The 20,451-nt window shown below is 41.2% G+C and carries 14 protein-coding genes, 1 other RNA gene and 1 pseudogene; 10 read left to right on the top strand and 6 right to left on the bottom strand.

What is annotated here, in order from left to right; genetic code table 11:
- Positions 1 to 168: 168 nt before the first annotated feature.
- From lpxB to MTN96_RS21065, 6 genes are all read left to right on the top strand, one after another.
- Positions 169 to 1,326 carry a lipid-A-disaccharide synthase gene (gene lpxB, locus MTN96_RS21090; RefSeq protein WP_248532689.1) on the top strand — a complete coding sequence of 386 codons (1,158 nt, stop codon included), beginning with the start codon at positions 169 to 171 and terminating at the stop codon, positions 1,324 to 1,326.
- Positions 1,316 to 1,918 (top strand): ribonuclease HII, encoded by a 603-nt coding sequence (gene rnhB, locus MTN96_RS21085; RefSeq protein ID WP_036981958.1) that lies wholly within the window; start codon positions 1,316 to 1,318, stop codon positions 1,916 to 1,918. The genes lpxB and rnhB overlap by 11 nt, the downstream gene beginning before the upstream one ends.
- A 3-nt stretch (positions 1,919 to 1,921) precedes the next feature.
- Positions 1,922 to 5,413, top strand: coding sequence for a DNA polymerase III subunit alpha (gene dnaE, locus MTN96_RS21080; protein ID WP_069438624.1), 3,492 nt, complete (start codon positions 1,922 to 1,924; stop codon positions 5,411 to 5,413).
- Positions 5,414 to 5,429: 16 nt separating this feature from the next.
- Positions 5,430 to 6,386 carry an acetyl-CoA carboxylase carboxyl transferase subunit alpha gene (accA, locus tag MTN96_RS21075; protein ID WP_036981960.1) on the top strand — a complete coding sequence of 319 codons (957 nt, stop codon included), beginning with the start codon at positions 5,430 to 5,432 and terminating at the stop codon, positions 6,384 to 6,386.
- 122 nt (positions 6,387 to 6,508) lie between these two features.
- Positions 6,509 to 7,819: a tRNA lysidine(34) synthetase TilS gene (gene tilS / locus MTN96_RS21070; protein ID WP_248532688.1), complete on the top strand. Its 1,311-nt coding sequence runs from the start codon at positions 6,509 to 6,511 to the stop codon at positions 7,817 to 7,819.
- Entirely contained in the window at positions 7,816 to 8,157 is a 342-nt protein-coding gene (locus tag MTN96_RS21065) for a hypothetical protein (protein WP_248532687.1), read from the top strand. The genes tilS and MTN96_RS21065 overlap by 4 nt, the downstream gene beginning before the upstream one ends.
- A gap of 57 nt (positions 8,158 to 8,214) precedes the next feature.
- Here the strand turns inward: MTN96_RS21065 and MTN96_RS21060 are convergent, their stop codons facing one another.
- Positions 8,215 to 9,111 (bottom strand): GGDEF domain-containing protein, encoded by an 897-nt coding sequence (locus MTN96_RS21060; RefSeq protein ID WP_248532686.1) that lies wholly within the window; start codon positions 9,109 to 9,111, stop codon positions 8,215 to 8,217.
- A 127-nt stretch (positions 9,112 to 9,238) separates the two neighbouring features.
- Here MTN96_RS21060 and MTN96_RS21055 point away from each other — a divergent pair, with 127 nt between their 5' ends.
- Positions 9,239 to 11,212 carry a monovalent cation:proton antiporter family protein gene (locus MTN96_RS21055; protein WP_248532685.1) on the top strand — a complete coding sequence of 658 codons (1,974 nt, stop codon included), beginning with the start codon at positions 9,239 to 9,241 and terminating at the stop codon, positions 11,210 to 11,212.
- Between the two features lie 17 nt (positions 11,213 to 11,229).
- Here the strand turns inward: MTN96_RS21055 and MTN96_RS21050 are convergent, their stop codons facing one another.
- On the bottom strand, positions 11,230 to 12,375 hold the full coding sequence (locus MTN96_RS21050) for a patatin-like phospholipase family protein (RefSeq protein WP_036981966.1): 1,146 nt from the start codon (positions 12,373 to 12,375) through the stop codon (positions 11,230 to 11,232).
- Positions 12,376 to 12,720: 345 nt separating this feature from the next.
- On the opposite strand from MTN96_RS21050, the gene MTN96_RS21045 reads away from it, so the two are divergent.
- The 3 genes and pseudogenes from MTN96_RS21045 (at position 12,721) to MTN96_RS21035 (ending at position 16,582) form a co-directional block, all read left to right on the top strand.
- Entirely contained in the window at positions 12,721 to 13,599 is an 879-nt protein-coding gene (locus tag MTN96_RS21045; protein WP_036981968.1) for a DUF3014 domain-containing protein, read from the top strand.
- A gap of 139 nt (positions 13,600 to 13,738) precedes the next feature.
- Positions 13,739 to 13,835, top strand: an RNA gene (gene ffs / locus MTN96_RS21040) — signal recognition particle sRNA small type.
- Positions 13,836 to 13,968: 133 nt separating this feature from the next.
- A pseudogene (locus MTN96_RS21035) lies at positions 13,969 to 16,582 on the top strand (response regulator).
- A 74-nt stretch (positions 16,583 to 16,656) separates the two neighbouring features.
- On the opposite strand, the gene MTN96_RS21030 reads toward MTN96_RS21035, so the two are convergent.
- The 4 genes from MTN96_RS21030 to MTN96_RS21015 form a co-directional block, all read right to left on the bottom strand.
- Positions 16,657 to 17,058: a DUF6691 family protein gene (locus MTN96_RS21030; protein WP_036981992.1), complete on the bottom strand. Its 402-nt coding sequence runs from the start codon at positions 17,056 to 17,058 to the stop codon at positions 16,657 to 16,659.
- A gap of 3 nt (positions 17,059 to 17,061) precedes the next feature.
- Positions 17,062 to 17,475, bottom strand: coding sequence for a YeeE/YedE family protein (locus MTN96_RS21025; protein WP_036981994.1), 414 nt, complete (start codon positions 17,473 to 17,475; stop codon positions 17,062 to 17,064).
- 3 nt (positions 17,476 to 17,478) lie between these two features.
- Positions 17,479 to 18,711 carry an OmpP1/FadL family transporter gene (locus MTN96_RS21020; protein ID WP_374275685.1) on the bottom strand — a complete coding sequence of 411 codons (1,233 nt, stop codon included), beginning with the start codon at positions 18,709 to 18,711 and terminating at the stop codon, positions 17,479 to 17,481.
- 229 nt (positions 18,712 to 18,940) lie between these two features.
- Positions 18,941 to 20,365, bottom strand: a complete 1,425-nt coding sequence (locus tag MTN96_RS21015) for a sugar porter family MFS transporter (protein WP_248532683.1) — start codon at positions 20,363 to 20,365, stop codon at positions 18,941 to 18,943.
- Positions 20,366 to 20,451 lie beyond the last annotated feature (86 nt).

Genomic DNA, 20,451 nt, shown 5'->3' with positions numbered 1-20,451 from the left:
TATTAGAAAACTTTAATATACCATGACATTACATCAGTCTATAAAATACGCAATCATCAATTAAGAGTAAGTTAGAAAAAAGTGGTGTGTTTTAAGCGTTTAACCTAGCCTTAAAACACGGTAAACTAATCGGTATGAACGCCGGGTTTACTTGTGAAAAAATAGCAAATGAAAAAAGATAAAAAACAACTACGAATTGGTATTGTGGCAGGTGAACTGTCGGGCGATATTTTAGGTGAAGGGCTCATAAAAGCGCTTAAAATACACTTTCCTAATGCAATCTTTGAAGGTATTGCAGGCCCTAAAATGCAAGCTCAAGGCTGCAGAACATTGTTTGATATGGATGAGTTGTCGGTTATGGGCTTGGTTGAAGTCCTTGGCCGTTTACCGCGCTTGCTAAAAATCCGCAAACAGTTAGTACAGCACTTTATTGAAAACCCTCCTGATGTTTTTATAGGCATTGATGCGCCGGATTTTAATTTACGTGTAGAAAAACCGTTAAAAGACGCAGGCATCAAAACCGTGCAATACGTAAGCCCTTCAGTGTGGGCGTGGCGTGAAAAACGCATTCACACTATAAGTGCAGCCACTAACTTAGTATTGGCTTTATTGCCTTTTGAAAAAGAATTTTACGACAAACACCAAGTACCGTGTACTTTTGTAGGTCATACATTAGCTGACGACATTGCACTTAAGCACGACGATAGCAAAGCCCGCAGCCAACTAGGCTTAAGTGCTGATGACAAGGTGTTAGCGTTATTACCTGGGAGCCGGGGCTCAGAAGTGGGCTTGTTAAGTGAAACCTACATAAAAACAGCGGCGCAGTTACAAGCGCAGAACCCAGCGCTTAAAGTCGTTGTGCCACTGGTGAACGAAAAGCGTAAAGCGCAATTTATTGCTATTTTAAATGCCACAGCGCCCTCTCTTAATGTTAACTTACTAGATGGCCAATCAAATTTAGCCATGCAAGCCGCCGATGCTATATTGCTTGCATCAGGTACAGCAACGCTTGAGGGCATGTTATATAAAAAGCCAATGGTAGTTGGTTATAAAATTAAACCCATGAGTTATTGGATTTTTAAAACCTTATTTACCTTTAATATTAAATATTTTTCGCTACCCAATTTATTGGCAGACGAAGAGTTAGTACCAGAGTTTTTACAAAGAGAGTGTAATGTCGCTAACTTAACAGCAGCACTTACCCCTATGCTCAATAGCGATAATAAAGAATTAAAAGCACGCTTTTTAGCTATACATGAAAAAATTAGATTAAATGCCAGTAAACAAGCAGCCAAGGCTGTGGCGGAGTTAATAGATGCAAATTGAACGACCTAATGTAACCTTAATAGCCGGTGTGGATGAAGTTGGTCGTGGACCGCTGGTGGGTGATGTGGTTACTGCCGCTGTTATTTTAAATCCCGCTAAGCCAATCGCAGGCCTTGCAGATTCTAAAAAATTAACGGATAAAAAACGCCAATTATTAGCCATCGAAATAAAAGAAAAAGCACTGTGTTACGCCATTGGTCGTTGTAGCCCCAGTGAAATAGATGAGCTAAATATATTACAAGCCACCATGCTTGCCATGAGCCGCGCGGTGGAAGCACTTAACACAGTGCCTGAATTTGTGTTTGTAGATGGCAACCGTTTACCTAAATTAGCAATGCCGGCACAAGCCATTGTTAAAGGCGACAGCTTAGTAGAAGAAATTTCAGCAGCCTCTATTTTAGCAAAAGTGGCTCGCGATGACGAAATGCTTGAGCTTGATGCGCGCTACCCACAATATGGGTTTGCAGGGCATAAAGGCTACCCAACTAAGGCGCATTTTGCAGCACTTGAGCAATACGGCGCAATTGATGAGCACCGTAAAAGCTTTAAGCCGGTACAGCGCGTGCTGATGCAAGCAAAGGGCGAGGCATAAATAATGGCTGCACCAGAGTTTGTACATTTACGCGTTCACTCAGACTTTTCGATGGTCGATGGCTTAGCTAAAACCAAGCCTATTGTCGCTAAAGCGCAAGAGCTTGAAATGCCCGCGCTGGCTATTACCGATCAAATGAACTTTTGTGGTCTGGTGCGTTTTTATGGCGCAGCGCATAATGCGGGTATTAAGCCGATTGTTGGTGCGGATTTTTGGGTACGTAGCCCAGAATTTCCCGACGAACCAAGCCGATTAACATTGTTAGCCAAAGATAACATTGGCTATAAAAATATTACTTTATTGATCTCTAAAGCCTATCAACGTGGCCATGTTTTTCATCGCCCTGTCATTGACCGTGAGTGGTTAGTTGATTTAAAAGAGGGGCTTATCATACTCTCGGGCGCCAAAGATGGCGATTTAGGAAAAGCCTTAATAAAAGGTAACCCCGCTATTGTTGAGTCGGTGGTCAGTTTTTATAAGCAGCATTTTAGCGATCATTTTTATATTGAGCTTATTCGTACCAACCGTGCCCAAGAAGAAAACTATTTGCACATGGCGGTGGAGCTTGCAACAAATGAGCAATTGCCAGTAGTGGCCACCAATGAAGTGGTATTTTTAAAACCTGAAAACTTTGAAGCTCATGAAATACGCGTGGCGATTTTTGACGGTTACACATTGGATGATAAACGCCGACCAAAGCGTTTTTCACAAGAGCAATACCTAAAAACGCCAGAACAAATGGCAGAGCTATTTAGTGATATTCCAGAAGCGCTACAAAATACCGTAGAAATTGCAAAGCGCTGTAATGTAACCGTGCAATTAGGTGAGTATTTCCTACCAGATTACCCGACGGGCTCACTAAAAATTGATGAGTTTTTGGTTAAGGTTTCACAAGACGGCCTTGAAGAGCGACTACAGTTTTTATTCCCTGATGAACAAGAGCGACAAGAAAAACGGCGCGAATACGACGATCGCTTAAAAGTAGAGCTAGATGTAATTAACCAAATGGGTTTCCCTGGCTACTTCTTAATCGTAATGGAGTTTATTCAGTGGAGTAAAGATAACAATATTCCAGTAGGGCCAGGACGTGGTTCGGGTGCGGGTTCATTAGTGGCGTACGCGCTTAAAATTACAGACCTAGATCCGCTGGAATTTGACTTACTCTTTGAGAGATTTCTAAACCCAGAACGTGTATCAATGCCCGATTTCGATGTCGACTTTTGCATGGATAGGCGTGATGAAGTAATTGATCATGTATCGGCCTTGTATGGCCGTGACGCGGTATCGCAAATTATTACCTTTGGTACTATGGCAGCAAAAGCGGTAATACGCGATGTAGGCCGTGTACTTGGTCATCCGTATGGGTTTGTCGATCGTATTTCTAAGCTTATTCCGGGCGATCCTGGAATGACCTTAGCCAAAGCGTTTGAAGTTGAACCCCGTTTGCAAGAAGCCTACGACGGCGATGAAGAAGTTAAAGACTTAATCGACATGTGTCGTATTCTTGAGGGTTGTACCCGTAATGCCGGTAAACATGCCGGGGGGGTTGTAATATCGCCGACCACAATTACCGATTTTGCGGCGCTCTATTGCGATGACGAAGGTAAGTTTCCGGTTACCCAGTTTGACAAAAACGACGTAGAAACTGCAGGGCTGGTAAAGTTTGACTTTTTAGGCTTACGTACCTTAACCATTTTGCAGTGGGCAGTGGATATGACCAATGAGCGCATGAAGCGCGAAGGCAAAGCGCCCATTGATATAAACACCATTCCACTTGATGATAAAAAAAGTATAGAGCTATTGCTGCGCGCTGAAACCACCGCGGTATTCCAGCTCGAATCGCGCGGCATGAAAGACCTCGTACGCCGATTAAAGCCCGATTGCTTTGAAGATATGATTGCACTTGTAGCCTTGTTTCGCCCAGGCCCGCTGCAATCAGGCATGGTTGATAACTTTATCGACCGTAAACTTGGTCGAGAAGAAATTTCATACCCCGATGCGCAATACCAACACGAAAGCTTAAAGCCAATTCTTGAGCCGACTTACGGCATTATTTTGTATCAAGAACAAGTAATGCAAATAGCGCAGGTACTCGCCGGTTATACACTGGGCGGCGCCGACATGTTACGTCGTGCTATGGGTAAGAAAAAGCCTGAAGAAATGGCAAAGCAGCGCTCAACCTTTGAAGAAGGCGCACGTAACAACGGTATTGACGGCGAACTGGCAATTAAAATATTCGACTTGGTTGAAAAGTTTGCGGGTTACGGGTTTAACAAATCGCACTCAGCAGCTTATGCATTAGTATCGTATCAAACACTGTGGATGAAAACGCATTATCCTGCAGAGTTTATGGCGGCGGTAATGTCGGCCGATATGGATAACACCGACAAAATAGTGATCTTGGTGGATGAATGTGAAAACATGAAGCTCACCTTATTACCGCCAGATGTAAACGCCGGTGAGTTTAAGTTTACAGTAAACCTAAAAGGTGAAATTGTTTACGGCATCGGTGCAATTAAAGGCGTTGGTGAAGCGCCGGTAGAGGCTATTTTAGAGGCGCGCGAAAAAGGCGGCCCTTTTAAAGATTTATTTGATTTTTGTGCCCGTGTCGATTTAAAACGCTTAAATAAACGCGTGACCGAAAAATTAATTTACGCCGGTGCACTTGACCAACTAGGGCCAGATAAAACCCAAGCAGGGCGTGCAACGTTATTAGCAAGTTTAAAAGATGCCATGCGTGCAGCCGATCAGCACAATAAAGCTGAGCAACTTGGGCAAAGCGATTTATTTGGCTTACTTGCCACCGAACCTGATGAAGTTGAGCAAGCGTTTATAAAAGCCACACCGCTTACCGATAACCAATGGCTTGATGGCGAAAAAGACACACTAGGCCTTTATTTAACTGGGCATCCAATAAATCAATATCGACGCGAGCTGAGACATTACACCAGTGGTAAGCTGGTGGATTTACAGCCAACCAATCGTGATGTACTCTCTACGGCTGCGGGCTTAGTTATTTCAGCGCGAACCTTAATAAATAAAAAGGGAAATCGTTGGGGCTTAATAACTTTAGATGACAAGAGCGCCCGAATTGATGTACGCTTGTTTCCAGAACAGTTCGAAATGTACCAAGAAATGCTTCAAGTAAACAATATCTTGGTAATATCTGGACAGGTCAGCTTTGATAACTTCTCCGGTGGCATTACAATGACCGCTAGAGAAATAAACACCATTGCTCAGGCGCGTGAAAAGCGTATAAAAGCGATTAAGATGACGCTGAATATGGTGCAGATCGAGGCTGGTTTCTTCGATAAATTACAAAAAGTACTCGAACCATACAAAATGGGAACGTGTCCGATCAAGGTATATTATCAACGCCCCGATGCGTTGGTGCAATTAACCCTAGGGATCGAATGGTGTGTTACGCCAAGTGACGACTTAATTCATAAGTTATCGCTGATGGCAGCGCAAAATGTAGAACTAGAATTTAACTAATTAGGTAGTTTAGAGCATGAGCCTCAATTATCTTGATTTTGAGCTTCCAATTGCAGAATTAGAAGCAAAAATTGAAGAATTACAAAATGTAAGCCGCGCTGGCGAATTAGACCTTGGATTAGAAGAGGAAGTCAGCAAACTTAAAGAAAAGAGCGCACAAATGAAGGAGAAAATTTTCTCTGAACTAGGCGCTTGGCAAGTATCACAGCTAGCACGTCATCCGTTGCGTCCTTATACTCGAGATTATATCGAGCGTATTTTTACGGAATTTGACGAATTTGCGGGTGATCGCACGTTTGCTAACGACCCTGCCATTTTAGGCGGCGTAGCCCGTTTAGATGGTGAGCCTGTTATGGTGATCGGTCAGCAAAAAGGCCGTGGTACTGCTGAAAAAATTAAACGTAATTTTGGCATGCCAAAACCAGAAGGTTACCGTAAAGCATTGCGCTTAATGGAAATGGCTGAGCGTTTTAAAATGCCAATCATGACCTTTATCGACACCCCAGGTGCATACCCAGGTGTTGGCGCTGAAGAACGTGGTCAGTCAGAAGCAATTGCACGTAACCTAAAAGTAATGGCCGCACTAAAAGTACCTACAATTTGTACTGTTATTGGTGAAGGTGGTTCAGGTGGTGCATTAGCGATTGGTGTTGGCGACAGAGTAAACATGCTGCAATACAGCACTTACTCAGTTATTTCACCAGAGGGTTGTGCCTCTATTTTATGGAAAAGTGCTGACAAAGCACCATTGGCTGCAGAGGCAATGGGTGTAACAGCAGAGCGTGTTAAAGAGCTAGATTTAATTAATAATTTAGTTGAAGAGCCCCTAGGCGGCGCGCACCGTAATTACGATGGCATGGCACGTAACTTAAAAGTACGCCTCAAGCGAGATTTAGCAGACCTACAAGCGTTATCGCTTGAAGAGATGCTTGATCAACGTTACAAGCGTTTAATGTCGTTTGGTTATTGTTAAAAGTAGCTAAATGTAGCTAAATAGAGAAAAAAGCCGCCTATGCGGCTTTTTTTGTTTTAATATACCGTAACGTAGAGCCTTTTTTATTCGGGTTATTAGCAATTCATTCATTGGTTATAATAATGCACACATCACAAATTTATCTGCAGGTAAAAAAAGCCCTTAATCACTACTTAGAAAATGGGCAATTCACATTTACAGTAGCCTTATCTGGTGGCGTAGATTCGGTAGTGTTGTTGCAGATAATGCATGGGTTAAAAGAGCAGTGGCCACAATTAAATTTAAGTGCAATTTATGTAAATCATGGCTTAAGTGATAACGCCCATCACTGGCAGCAATTTTGCCAAGCACGTTGTGAGCAACTTTCAATTGATTTTAAAGCGGCACACGTCATTATTAAGCAGCAATCGCGCACCAGTATTGAAGCGCAAGCTCGCGAAGCGCGTTATCAAGCGCTAGATGAATACAGCCCAAGTGATAGTATTATTTTGTTAGGCCAGCATTTAAACGACCAAGTAGAGACATTTTTACTTCGTTTAAAGCGCGGCTCAGGCTTAAAAGGGCTCGGCGCTATGCAGCAAACTCGCGTGCTTGAAAGTGGCCGTGAGTGCTATAGGCCATTACTTGGGGTAAAACGCAGCGACATAGAAGCGTTTGCGCAGCAATTTAATATTAGCCATATTACTGATGAATCAAACTCCAATGAACGCTTTGATCGTAATTTTTTGCGTCAACAAATCGTGCCTAAGTTGGCAGAGCGTTTTACTGGGTTTGAGCAGTGTACAGCACGCAGTATTGAGTTATTACAGCAGCAACAAACACTGCTTGATGAATATACCCAGCAAGATCTCGCACAGTGTATTAACCAACATCAGGGGCTTAGTATACAAAATATGGCTCATTACAACGCTATTCGCATTGCGAATCTTCTGCGCGCATGGCTGGCTTTATTTACCCATACCATGCCTTCGCAAAAACAGTTAATGCAAATAATGAGTCAGGCTATTCATGCCAAAGCTGATGCGCAAATGGTTATTAAGCTAAGCGATGGACAAATACGCCGCCATCAAGGTTATCTGTATTTTGTGCAGCCGACGCCTTTAGCCGTTAATATTGAACGCGTAACAAGTCGCGAACTAGTGCTGAATGACGGACAAATACTACAATGCCTGCAGGGAATAGGTATACGCGCCCCTAAACCTGATGAACAAGTCAGTGTTCGTTTTAACTGTAATAGTGCGCGTATTAAACCACTAAAAAAGCCCGGCAGTAATACCCTTAAGCATTGGTTTAAAGATGCAAAGGTAGCGCCTTGGCTACGCGCTGATATTCCATTAATTTTTTACAATGATGAGCTAGTTCAAGTGGTTGGCTATTTTATTAGTGATAATCACAAAGATGATACTGGTTTTATTTGGGAGTATAAATCATGAGTCAACAACCTCATGTTGGGCTGTCGCTTATAAATAAGGCACCTACTGGCATATTAATTACGCTATTGATTGCGGTTTTAGCGAATGTATTTTTAACCCATAATATTATTACTCTCGGCTACGCTGTATTGGGTGGTTTGGTATGTGCCGCCATTTTACTTGCCTATTGGTTAGGTAAAGGGGGCGTGTTTTTCATTCTAGGGGTGAGTACGCCTTTACTGTTAGTGCTTTTTACACCGCTTACGACAATTGCTGCATTACTTAATTTACTCAGTGGTTTCTTTTTTGGCTTTTTCGCCATGTTACTCATTTACAAATACTTTATATTAAAAAAGTAGTATAAAAAAACCCAGCGGGGGAGGCTAGGCTTTTCAATCAGTAGGCTCTTTTATAGCTTAATAAGCTTTTGCGCAGTTTCGCCCAGATGCTTTTGCTTTATACAAGCCCTTGTCCGCACGAGAAAATATCTCGTTTTTGCAATCACCACTGTTAGTTAAGGTAAAACCAATACTGGTTGTTACATTGTACTTAGACATAATCGGTGAGTTTCGTACTAAATGCAAAATACGTTCAGCGATCACTTTATTGGTGGTGAAAGCCGGGTCTTCGATTAATATTGAAAACTCATCGCCACCAAAGCGAAATACCGAATCAGTCCCTCTAATACTGCTCGATAAAACTGTAGCAAATTCTATCAAAACGTCATCGCCAATTTTATGACCATAGTTATCATTCACTTGTTTAAAATTATCTAAATCAAGCAGCATTAAACTAAATGGATAGCCGTTACGCCTATGATTTTCAAGCTTTTGTTGTAACATGTCATTAAATTGACTACGGTTGTTTAATCCGGTTAATGAATCTTTTGTGGCTAACCTTAATACACGGTTATACATAAGCGCATTACGCAATGGATAAATTAGTACACTATGAAAGTGTTGTAGCTTTTTCTCAATAGCCGCACTAAGCGGATACTTTGTATAATAAGTTAATGTGCCTAAGTACTCATTTTCAACTTTTAAATCAAACGAGTACGCTGGATTTTCAACATCACTATTGGGTGTTTTTACATCAATACTTGTTGCTTTAAAATGCACACCAGAAAAATTAAGCAGCTGTTTTGCAAAGTTTGCAAACGTACCTAAAATATCTTCTAAAACTAAGCTAGTTTGTAGTTTAGCCGCCAGCTCATGCAGTGATGTCGGTGTATTGCTATTATATTGCTCTGCTGAGAACGGCAAAAATTCGCCGCGACCAGAGATACGTTGTGTCAAAATATGAACGTTTTCCACTATTTATTCCCCCTATAGTATTACTTTTTATAACTAAGCAGGTTATATGCCATATTTACATTTTTGCTGAAACTTATACGGTTGCTATAGTTAAGTCACATTCCATTGATTGCTTATAAGGATTGCATTGCAAAATATTAATGCTCAGGTTTTTGGACTTTTAGTTGCTGCGGTTCTATTTGTATGGCTATTTAAGCGAATAGGGCTTCCCCCTGTGTTGGCTTATTTGGCAGTGGGTTTATTAGCGGGAGGTCATGGTGTTGGCTGGATAACACAAAGCCATGAGATGGACTTTATTGCAGAGCTAGGTATTGTATTTTTGCTGTTTAGTTTAGGTTTGGAGTTTTCTGTATCGCGCCTAATGGCAATGCGTAATATTGTATTTGGTTTAGGGTCGTTGCAAGTATTTGTTAGTAGTATTTTGCTGATTGTGATTCTGCATTTATTAAATTTTAATTTATTAACCAGTTTTACCATTGGCATTATTATTACGCTCTCCTCTACTGCGGTGGTTGCTAAATTATTAAAAGAGAGTGGGGATTTAAATAAACGCCGAGGGCAATTAGCAATCGGTGTTTTACTATTTCAAGACATTGCGGCTGTGCCGTTACTCATTATTTTGCCTTTATTTGCCAGCAGTGATTCCAATAGTATTGGTTGGGCATTACTGTTAGCGCTGACTAAAGGCGCGTTTGTGTGTGTATTGCTTTGGACTATTGGCAAGTGGGTTTTGCCCAAGGTGTTTAAAGAAGTGGCACTAGCACGGAGCGATGAGCTGTTTGTATTAACCACGTTATTGGTGTCTTTGTTTGCAGGGTTACTCACATACTCTTTTGGTTTATCGATGGCATTAGGGGCATTCTTAGCCGGTATGATGCTTGGTGAAAGCCATTACCGTCATCAGCTAGAAGCGGATATTCGCCCGTTTCGTGATATTTTAATGGGGTTATTTTTTGTCACCGTAGGTATGCAGCTAGATATCAGCTTTGTTGTTAATCATGCGAGTATTATTGTTGTTGCCTTACTGGGCATTCTAGTCTTAAAAATCGCCGTAGTGATGTTATCTTCTTTATTTATGGGAGAGCGAAAACAAGATGCATTAGCGTGCGCTATAATGCTGTGGCAAATGGGCGAGTTTGGCTTTGTGTTAATTGCACTCGCAGCACAGCATGACTTACTGAGTGCGGAGCAAGTATCATTTTTAATTGCCATGGGTGTAATTTCTATGGCACTCACCCCGTATTTAATCGATAAAACTCCCTTTATTTTAAAGCGACTGGGTATGTTAGAACGCGCTAAGTTTGCCTATGAAGATGAGCCACAAAGCAGTACGCTTTATAATAATCATGTAGTTATATGTGGATTTTCTCGGGTAGGGCAAACTATCGCTCGCTTTTTATCGCCAGAGGCTATTGATTATGTGGCCATTGAAAGCGACCCCATATTAGTGCAAGAAGGAAAAGCGGCGGGTGAACCGTTATTGTTTGGTCACGTTGAGCAAAAAGATATTTTAAAGTGCGCAGGAGTAGAGCGAGCACGCTTAGTGATTATTACTTTTACGGAATTTCAACAAACTCAAATAGTGATTGATGCCATAAAGCAGGTTGCTCCTAGGGTAAAAATACTCATAAGAACCCGTGACGACAGCCAATTAGAGCGTTTAAAAGATTTAGGCGTCACTGAGGTTGTGCCTGAGGCGCTTGAAGCAAGTTTAATGCTGGTCTCACATGTGTTGTCTATGTCGGGTGTACCAATGAGCCGAATAATTCGCCGTGTTAGTAGTGAAAGACGTAACCGCTATAAGCTATTACAAAGTTTTTTTGCAGGCGAAAACATTGACAGCGATACCAACTTGTTAGAGCGTTTAGAGTATTTACATGTAATAGCCTTACCAGATAAAGCATTTGCGGTAAACAAGGCTATAAGCGAGCTCAATTTAGCAAAAAGAAAAGTGCTAATTAAGGCGCTTCGCCGCGAGGGCGAAGAAATAGACACACCACCAGAACACACAATATTGTATGCTAATGATATTTTAGTGTTGCAAGGCAAACCGAGGCGAGTAGAACGTGTTGAGCATTATTTACTTGATGGTATAGAGTAGCCCATCAAGCAAAAAACTTACTCTAGCTCTAAGAACTTTCTGATCTCAGGTAATTTTGCCATACCATCGTCGTATCCGATTTGAATTAAATGCTGGGTGTAGCGTTTTTCAAATAACAAATAGCTGGTCAAACTCGACTGAGAGCGCTTTTTTACCCCGATTATACGTAATAAAACTTTTATCGCCCAAGGCATATCATCGTAATACTGCGCTGCAATGGCATTGAAGTTTTGCGATGGATTAATAATAAAGCTATCTATTTGTTTCAACTCTTGATGCTTATGCTTATTGGGCAATAAACCGAGTGTGCGGTTTATTCTGTCCAAGCGCTCTAGATCAGATTGCATAGTGTCGGTAAATACACTGTCGAGTAAATGCCCTGCCACGGCCGAAAGTCCCGGGAAATGTGCAGAGTATCCAGGAGGATGTGGCTCTTTGGGTTGATCAACCCCAATAATAAATATTTTATTTGCCCCTAAGTGAATAGACGGGCTTAAAGGTGAAAGCTGATGTATAGAGCCATCACCAAAATAGTGGTTATAAATATTCACACTTGGAAACACCATAGGAATGGCACTTGAGGCCATTAGGTGTTCAACATTGATACGAGTAGCACGACCTTCGCGTTTGGCTCGTTGCCAAGAATGCTGCGTATTTGACTGAAAAAAAGCAACAGAATCGCCAGTAGTATAACTGGATGCAGTAATAGACAGCGCCTCTAAATAGTCACGGTGTAAATTACGCTCAATACGATGTAAATCCAGTATATCGTTTAACAGTTTTCTAAGTGGTCGGTTATTTAACAAGCTTGCTGGTGGATGGTTTATATGTTCTGACTGGAAACTGGTTAAAATGTTACGGGTAATATGACCAAACACACTTAAAAAGTCGCTTTTATATACCATCGAAGTTGAAAAGTTTTTCCATACTGTTTCTAGTTTTCTTACCGCTAAATGCATGCATGAGGCGTAACATGCTAAGGCCGCAGAATTAATTGCACCGGCAGAGGTGCCATTTATCACTCTAAAGGGGAGCGGGGCGGTTCTGGGCATACTTTGCGCTAACGCTTTCAAAACACCCACTTGATAAGCCGCTCGGGCACCACCACCTGTTAGTAATAAGGCAATTTTAGGTTTACTAGGATCGACTTGCTTAATTTTCATGTTAGGTATTTAAACTGTTCGCTGTCTTTACTTTATTTATTCACTGTAAGTCTTTAAGCTAGAAGAATCAAAGGATATGTTAGAGTCTATTTATCTTTCGAGGTTGAATTTTTATCAGTGTGTTTGTATTTTTAGGCAAGGAGGAGCCTATGTATTGTGGTTACTTCCCATAAATAGGCGATAACGAAGCTTAAAAACCAAACATCCTCCGCTAAGGGGGCTGAACAAATTTTAATCCGAAAGGTCAACAGACCCTACTTATTAATGAATATTAGTGTAAGTTAGGAATTAAATCTGTTTAGAGTACTCTAAACGGTATCGCATTTTTATATTTATGGAGTTCGTATGTCAGATAAACCATCAGAATCAGATGTTCAAAAACGTCCACCGAATAACAACCTTATCTTCGCAGGGGTTATTTTATTAATCATTATTATTGCCGCCGCGTTTGTATTATTAAAACCAAGCGAAGCCCCAGAAACAGTTATGCAGGTTGAAGAACCCATAAAAGAGCAACCCGTTATGGAGCTAAAACCTGAAAACGATCCTGTGGTGGGGGCGCCATCGGTTAAGCCAGAAAAACCTGAAGAGTTTGCAGTGCCAGCACAGCGCCCAGACGTTGAGCCAGAGCCTGAGGTTGTACCTCTACCAACATTAAATGACAGTGATCCTGTCGTGGTTGCAAAATTAGATGAATACCTAGGCGATGCGGCAATGAGCCTAGTGTTAAACGATGATGTTATTCGTCGTGGTGTGGTGTTTATCGATAACTTAGCAAAAGGTAAGGTAGCTAAGAAACATACCCCAGTTGTAAAGTTAGAAGAAGGTTTTAGCGTAAACGAAGGCGATATTTTAACCATTGACCCTAATAGCTATGAACGCTACACCCCATATGTAAAAGTACTAACGAGTATGAGTGCCGCACAAGCTGTTCGTTTATATGAAGAATATAAACCGCTAATCAACAGTGCATACACTGAAATTGGCTATGGCGATGATGAGTTTACACAAACACTTGAAGATGCCATTGACTTGCTACTTGATACTCCAGAGCCAAAAGGCAGCTTACCTTTATTGCGTGACTCGGTTACTTATCAGTATGCGTTTTCTGAGTGGGAGCAATTACCCGCTGCACAAAAGCAACTTTTACGCATGGGCCCAGAGAACATGAAAAAAGTAAAAGCAGCGCTACGTAATATAAAAGCGCAGTTAGAGAGTAATTAATAACCGCTTTAACCACTAAAAACTCTGCGATTGTATATGAAGTATGCAATCGCACTTTCTTTTTTGATTATCCCTTGAATAATAGAATAAAAGTAGCGATAATCTCAATCGCGCCAACCAAGGCCCTCAATGGTAGTCTTATTGGTCCTCTCGCAACACTAGCAGGCGAACCTGGTCAGGCCCGGAAGGGAGCAGCCACAGTTTGTGACGTGTGTGCCGAGATGTGGCTGGTAAGACTGCCACCCAAATTCCTCATTTGGGTGTATTAAAATTCCATTTTTTAATATTTCTTATTTATATTATTCGTACACTAATTCTAGATCATACCCACTTAGCTAAATTTTTACCTTTATAGACAATAGCTAATGAGTGAGCAATAAGTGGGCGCTTGCTATAATATTAGGGCTTTTAGGGGGATGCGCTAACCTTTTACCTCTGTATTTTTTTGATAGCTCTGAATTTTTATTTGGTCAGACGTTTGTAATACTCAGTTTAGTGTTTGCTGGGCTTCGTTATTCCCTCCTTAGTTTAGCTATTGTCACTGGTTTTTTATTTTATCGCTGGGGGCATAGCTGGGCCAGTGTTGTTTATGTGCTTGAGCTGTTTTGGCTTTATACCTTTTGCTTAAAGCGTTCTAAGCCAATACTTCCTTTAGGTGCAGTATTTTGGTTTTTAGTCGGCTTACCACTGGTGTGGGTTTTGGGTCACTTTGTTATAGGTCTTCCTTGGCTCACGCTTGTTGTGGCTGCCTCAAAATACTTTATCAATGCCATGCTAGCGTTAGCTTTGGTCGACTTAGTGAGTGTGTTTGTTCCCCACGCAAGCCGGGCTTATCAAGGGCAGCCTCTGGCCCGTATATTAAGTTATGTTGTCAGTATCATTATTGTTTTGGTGGTTTTGATCACCAGTGTCTTTTTGGTTAATCAGCATTACTCGCGCTTAGAATACGAAGTAAATACGCAACTTAAAGAAAAATCACGCTCGATCAGTGCCCAGCTTAGTGACTATTTGTTGTTTCATAAAAATGCAATGGTAATAACCAGTGATGCAATGAGTGCCGGAGCACCAATACAGCGGCAGCTTGAGCGGCTAATGGTTTTATACCCTGGTTTTGCAACTAGTCTGTATGCGAGCTCCGAAGGTTATGTTGAGAAAAGTATACCCACTGAATTGCTCAGTGGTTTAAGCCAGAGTCAGCGTTATGTTAATGACCGTCCTTATTTCGCTCAAGCTAGATCAGTTAGAGCGGTTTATTCCCAATTTATTTGAGTATAAAGGGGATTTACTAGTTCTTGATGCCGATAAAAAAGTAGTATTTAGCTCGTTAAGTCAGTTTACGGTGCTGACTGATTTTAAGCAGCAGGATCTTAGTATCCAACGTTTTAGTGGTAATCAGCTTTTTCGCTCAAACGATAACGAGGTGTACCATACAAATCAGTATATTGACGACACTACAGGGTGGCAGGTTATACCGCTCTACAATCGTAAATATTGAAGCTTGGTGGTAGTGGCTGCTTGGTTGCCCACTATGTTGCTGGGGCTATTTTCTATTGCACTGGTGGTATTATTTATCTATAAATTTACCCATTTGCTGGTTAAACCCATCATAGAGTTAACTCATTTAATTAACAGCTTTAGTAAAACTAAAAAACACGTATTTAATACAGACTCTAGTTGGTACGAAATACTGCAATTACAGCAACAATTTGAAATGTTGGGCAATGCACTTCAGCATTCAATCAAAAGTTTGCAAGCCTCTAATGTAAAAAATGAAGACCTTAATAAACAACTTAGCCAATTTAATCAGCAATTAGAAGATAAAGTAGCAGAACAAACAACTGAGCTAACACAAGCAGTTAAACTCGCTAATGAAGCAAATATCGCTAAGTCACAATTTTTAGCTAATATGAGTCACGAACTTCGCACACCTATGAATGGCATATTAGGTATGGGAAAGGTTTTGCTTCGAGATCAGTCTTTAAGTGATGAACAAAAAGAGTTGTTGCTTACGCAGCAAAAAAGCTCAAAAAACTTGCTTAATATTCTTAACGATATTTTAGATTTTTCTAAAATTGAAGCAAATGCCATGGAGCTAAATAGTAGACCCACGCAGCTAGCTCCATTTATCGAAAATATACGCTCTTTATTTACGCCGATTGTTAGTACTAAAGAGGTGGAATTTAGCATAATTCAAACCACAAATTTACCACTGTACATTAGTGTTGATGAATTACGCTTAAATCAGGTGATTATTAATTTACTCTCTAATGCGTATAAATTTACAGAGCAAGGCTTTGTGCGATTATCGTTCGATTATAACGATAATAAACTTCAGGTTAGCGTTGAAGATAGCGGTATTGGTATTGCAAAGGCACAGCAATCATTATTATTTAGTGAGTTTACTCAAGCTGATGTTGGCGTTGCTCGCAAGTATGGCGGAACAGGGTTGGGACTGGCTATTTCTCAAAAGCTGATAAAGATGATGGACGGTGAAATTCATTTACACAGCGAAGAGGGTAAAGGTAGTACGTTCACCTTTAGTATTAGTGCGCCAGAATCAGCAGAGGCTCCCTCAAAGTTACCTAAAAAAACAGCCTCGCAGCCCAGTCTTTTGGATAAACGTATACTGTTGGTAGAGGATAATGCGATTAACCGACAGGTGATTGCAAAAATGCTTGAGCCTACTAAAGCGAGTTTAACAATGGCTGAAGATGGCTTAAAGGCGCTTGAAGTCTTGAAGAATCAGTCGTTTGATTTGATTTTAATGGATTGCCAAATGCCCAATATGGATGGCTATGAATACACTCGCGCGATTAGAACCAATGAAATTAAAAGCGGCTTACGAGTACCTATAGTGGCGATCACTGCAAATGCTTATGAAGAAGATAAGCAGCGCTGTTTAATTGTTGGTATGGATGACTTTATAGCCAAACCCATTAATAGCGATGATTTATATACAGTGATTGGTAATTTACTCAGTTGAGCAGCAGTTGAAGAGCACACAACATAGATCACGGTTAGTATGCTAAGTGGCCGAGGCGTGCTCGGCGACTCATATTATATTTTTTTGGTCAGCCACATACCGCCAAGTACGGAAGCAAAAAATAACCAAAACTCTGTTTTAAGTGATACCAGTTGTACAAGCCCGGGGCCCGGGCACACGCCGCTTAAGCCCCAACCTAAACCAAATAGAATAGAGCCAGTAATTAACCGCGTATCGACCTTTTTTAAATCGCTAAGGCTTAGTTTGTCGTTAAACACCGGCGTGCCTTTTTTAGTGAGCCAAAACCATGCGCCCATCATAATGGTCATTGCAACAGCCATAACAATAATTAAGCTACCGTCCCATTGCTGATTAAAAGTGAGAAAGTTAAGCACTTTATCTGGGTTGGTCATGCCACTAATAATTAGTCCCAAACCAAATACAAACCCTAAAATAAGCGTAATAATTGCGTGCATGATTTACCCTACTAAATTAGCGGTGATAATGGCGATTGCCATAAACGTACAGGTTGATACCCATGAACGGGCCGAAAAGCGAGACATACCACATACGCCGTGACCACTCGTGCAGCCATTCGCTAACGTGGTCCCCGCACCGACCAAAAGCCCTGCAATAATAATCATCCAAGGCGATAAGTTTAATTCGCCTACTAACAGCTCAGGGGCAAATAATTGTATAAATACACCTGCTAGTAATAACCCCATCACAAAACACAGTTTCCAACGAGAAGCTGCTGCCAGTGGATTAAAAATTGATTTTATAAGCCCTGAAATTCCCGCTACTTTACCAAATAAAACCAGTAATAACGCGCAGGCTAGACCAATTAAACCACCGCCAATAGCCCCAGATAGTGGTGTGAATTCGGTTGTCATCGTTTAAATCCTCCAAGCAAGGGATAAACCCAATCCTGATTGTTCCATTGAAATTGATAGTTGTTGATTAGGCGCTAAATAGTTTGCACCTGTCACATTTTTAGAGGGTGAATAAAAAGCCATTGCGTTAAATTGCACCGCGTCACTAAGCGCATGACTAATGCCTGCTGTAAAATGCCATTCTTGCACACCGGGCGCTAAAATATTAAATAAAATGTCAGATGATGGAATGGGTTGCTCAGTATAAGAAGCACCAAACCTAATTTTTTGTTGCTCAGTGCGTTGCCATTGATAACCCAGTTTATAAATACTCATATCGTGCCAACCAAAGCCTGCTCCGGCTTCAGCCCCTAGTGGCGTTGACATTAAATTAGTAATAGGGTTGGCGATACTTTTTACTTCACTGTAATTTATTTTTTGCCAATCAAACACCACTTGGTGCGATGGTAAAAACTGCCAAGCGGTACCGATCTGAATAGAGCTTGGTAAATCAAACCCGCCTTGCTCTGCAAACAGGCCGCTGTAACGGTCAAATTCATCCATAGACACTGATGAACGGTAACTGGCGCCCCAGCTAAATGACGGATTAATAATGTGGCTGATCCCAAGTTGCATTCCAATGCCTGTGCTGGTATCAACGCCATTATTAGACAGCGCCTCTGGCTTTTGCGAAAAGGCGGCAAAATTTGCCAAACCTTGTGCTTCAAATTGTTGCACTACATAAATAGCAGAAACACCTAGGCGTATTTGTTCATTTAATTGATAGCTCATGGTTGGACTGACAAATAACTGTTTTAAGTCAACACCAGTGGTGCCGCCATAAAATGTGCCTTGAGGGGCAGAAGCAGCCACATATTCTGTGTTCATTCCGCCGTTACCGTAAACTAATAGGCCAATATTAATGCGCTCATTTAATTGATGGCCAATAGCAAATTCGGGAATTGCAAATAAGCTGTTATCACTTTTTTTGGTTGTTGCGTCCAAATACAGTGCATTGGTAAAGTATTCATCGACCTTTGCAGCGGTGTAGTTACGCTCAGGAGCAAATAATTCTATGCCTACCGACATTTGCGTGCCATTAGCTGAAAAAGTAGCCGGGTTATTTGCACCCGACATTAACTCTTCTGATAACGCTACACCAGCACCTGCCATGCCTTTGTGAGTCATACCGTAGCCATGAGTAAAATAGCCATTCGTTGCAAATACATTAAATGTGCTTAACGCAGAGGTGAAAATAAGGCCCGAGAGTAACTGTTTTTCATTTAAATTGAGACTAAGTAGAGATAGTTGGCGAACAATAGCTAACTTTTTATATTCTAAAAAAGAACTTTAAAAGATTATATATACTAAAAAAGCATATTGTTTGTAGATGAGGAACAAGCAAATGAAAGGGCTTACAAAGGAGAGATAAATACGTTGGAGTAAAATAGCATTTTTAAGCGCTATTTTACTCCAGCCAAGTAATTTACATTGACTCTAATTTCATACCGCGTGTTTCTTTAATGTATTTAACCACAAAGAACACACTAATAAACGCCGAGAGAGTGTAAAAACCATAGGCGCCTGCTAAACCAATACTACCTAGCATAATCGGGAAGGTCATAGTAATAGCAAAGTTAGCTATCCACTGCGCACTGGCAGCAACTGCAAGCGCTGCACCACGGATGCGGTTATTAAACATTTCGCCAAGCAGTACCCACACAATTGGGCCCCAGCTTAAACCAAAAAATACCACAAACAGGTTAGCCATTATTAAAGCAAAGGTACCCATATTTTCGCTAAGTGCTAACTTGCCCGCTTCATCAAGACCTGCACTGCCAAAGGTGTAGGTAAGTGCACTTAAACTAATAAACATACCTATACTACCTACCAGTAACAATGGCTTACGTCCCACTTTATCAACTAAAGCAATGGCAATAAAGGTCGATAAAATATTAGTAGTACCGGCAAGTACATTAATAAACAGTGATTGTGATTCATCAAAACCAGCGGCTTGCCAAAGTTCTGAACCGTAATAAAATACCACGTTAATACCAACAAATTGTTGAAACACTGACAAGGCCACACCCACCCAAACAATAGGGTGTACCTTTTTACTGCCATCTATAAATAAATCGCGAATACTTGGTTTTTTATCGCTTTTCAGAGACTGCTTTACGTCATTGATTTGCGCATCAGCATCATCGTCTGAAATTTTATTAAATACAGTTTTAGCGTGTTTAAGCTTGCCTTGTGCAACTAAGTAGCGCGGTGACTCAGGGATAAACAAGACCCCAATTAAAAACAAGCCTGCAGGAACCAGTTCAGCCCAAAACATCCAGCGCCATGCAGCTAAGTCTAACAGTAAAATACCCTCGGCACCGCCTGCGGCATTAGCAATTAGGTAGTTACTTAAAAAGGCAGCAAACAGACCCAGCACAATAGCAAGCTGCTGCAGTGTTGCTAAACGGCCGCGTAAGCTGGCAGGTGCTACTTCTGCAATATAAGCCGGCGCTAAAACAGATGCCGCACCTATACCTAATCCACCAAATAAGCGGTAAAAAATAAACTCAGCTGAGCTATCAGCAATGCCAGAGCCAAATGCACTGATAGCAAATATAAGTGCAGTGACAATCATAATAGCGCGACGGCCAAATTTGTCAGCTAATGGGCCAGCAGCTAAAGCACCCAGCGCACAACCAAGTAAAACAGAGGCAACATTAAACCCTGTTGCTACACTGCTTGAGTTAAATGTATTACCTAATGCCGATACAGTGCCATTTATAACGCCTGAATCAAAACCAAATAAAAAGCCACCAATGGCGGCAACAGCCGATATAAAAATAACGTATAAAAATGAGCACTTTGTCTGTGCGCTTTGCTCACCTTTAGCTGCATGCTGTGTTGTCATGTTGTTCAATCCTAATTTTTATTATGTGTAATGAAGTTAAAGTACCACTAATAATTTGCGGGCAACCTTAGCACAGAGTAATCACG

This window comes from Pseudoalteromonas sp. 2CM28B (genome assembly GCF_023161935.1).
Note: the sequence above shows the minus strand (reverse complement) of the source record. Positions and strands in the feature narration are given on the sequence as shown.